Genomic DNA, 1,316 nt, shown 5'->3' with positions numbered 1-1,316 from the left:
CTGCGTGCGTAAAAGATGGTAAGATGCACTGCGTGCGTAAAGAATAGTAAAGACTATCCCTTACAACTCTTTACCACTTTTTACAATTTCTTTACAATCCAAAGAAAGGTAAAGTGCCCTTCGGGCGTAAAAGATGGTAAGATGCACTGCGTGCGTAAAAGATGGTAAGATGCACTGCCTGCGTAAAAGATGGTAAGATGCACTGCGTGCGTAAAGAATAGTAAAGACAATCCCTTACAACTCTTTACCACTTTTTACAATCTCTTTACAATCCAAAGAAAGATAAAGTGCCCTTCGTGCGGAAGGAATGGTAAGATGCACTGCGTGCGGAAGGTTTAGTAAAGTGCCCTTCGGGCGTAAGGAATGGTAAGATGCACTGCGTGCGTAAAAGATGGTAAGATGCACTGCGTGCGTAAAAGATGGTAAGATGCACTGCGTGCGTAAAAGATGGTAAGGTGCCCTTCGGGCGTAAAAGATGGTAAGATGCGCTTTGCGCGTAAAGAATAGTAAAGACAATCCCTTACAACTCTTTACCACTTTTTACAATCTCTTTACAATCCAAAGAAAGGTAAAGTGCCCTTCGGGCGGAAGGAATGGTAAGATGCCCTTCGGGCGTAAAAGATGGTAAGATGCGCTTTGCGCGTAAAGAATAGTAAAGACAATCCCTTACCAAGTTTTACAACCTTTTGCATTTTTATTTCAGTACTAATTATAAATTATATCATGTTATTAGAAGATTTTCAAGTTTATAATTTATCAATGGAAATTGGTGAAGAAATATACTCTCATGTTATAAAATGGGATTATTTTCAAAAAGATACAATAGGAAAGCAATTGATCAGATCTTCAGATTCTATAGCTGCAAATTTAAGTGAGGGTCTCGGAAGATACCATTATAAGGAAAGAAAGAATTTTAGTTTTTACTCCAGAGGTTCATTATTCGAAACTAAGACTTGGATAACAAAAGCAAATAATAGAGGCCTAATAGATGATAGCATATTTAAGGAAATGATGGAAAAATTAAATACTATCAGTGTGAAATTAAACAATTATATTAAAACTTTAGGACCGGACAAAGAAAGGTAAGATGCACTTTGCGCGTAAAGTATAGTAAAGGGTTGTAAAGTGCACTTACGTGCGTAAAGATTAGTAAGATTTAACAGCTATAATATTCTTTACAACCCCTTACAACTCTTTACAATTCCTTACAACCCTTTACTACTTTTTACAACTCTTTACAATTCCTTACAACCCTTTACTACTTTTTACAACTCTTTACAATTCCTTACAACCCTTTACTACTTTTTACAACTCTT

Annotated in this window: 1 protein-coding gene; it reads left to right on the top strand. The window is 36.3% G+C overall.

Annotated features, from left to right (window positions below):
* Positions 1-723 precede the first annotated feature (723 nt).
* Entirely contained in the window at positions 724-1,086 is a 363-nt protein-coding gene (locus HNS40_RS22360; protein ID WP_172284928.1) for a four helix bundle protein, read from the top strand.
* The last annotated feature ends 230 nt before the right edge of the window (positions 1,087-1,316 follow it).

The sequence above is a fragment of the Lentimicrobium sp. S6 genome (genome assembly GCF_013166635.1).
Taxonomy (GTDB): domain Bacteria; phylum Bacteroidota; class Bacteroidia; order Bacteroidales; family UBA12170; genus UBA12170.
Note: the sequence above shows the minus strand (reverse complement) of the source record. Positions and strands in the feature narration are given on the sequence as shown.

Bases quoted from the DNA above. Each gene is read 5' to 3' on its own strand.
- HNS40_RS22360 (WP_172284928.1), top strand. From the start codon at position 724: ATGTTATTAGAAGATTTTCAAGTTTATAATTTATCAATGGAAATTGGT.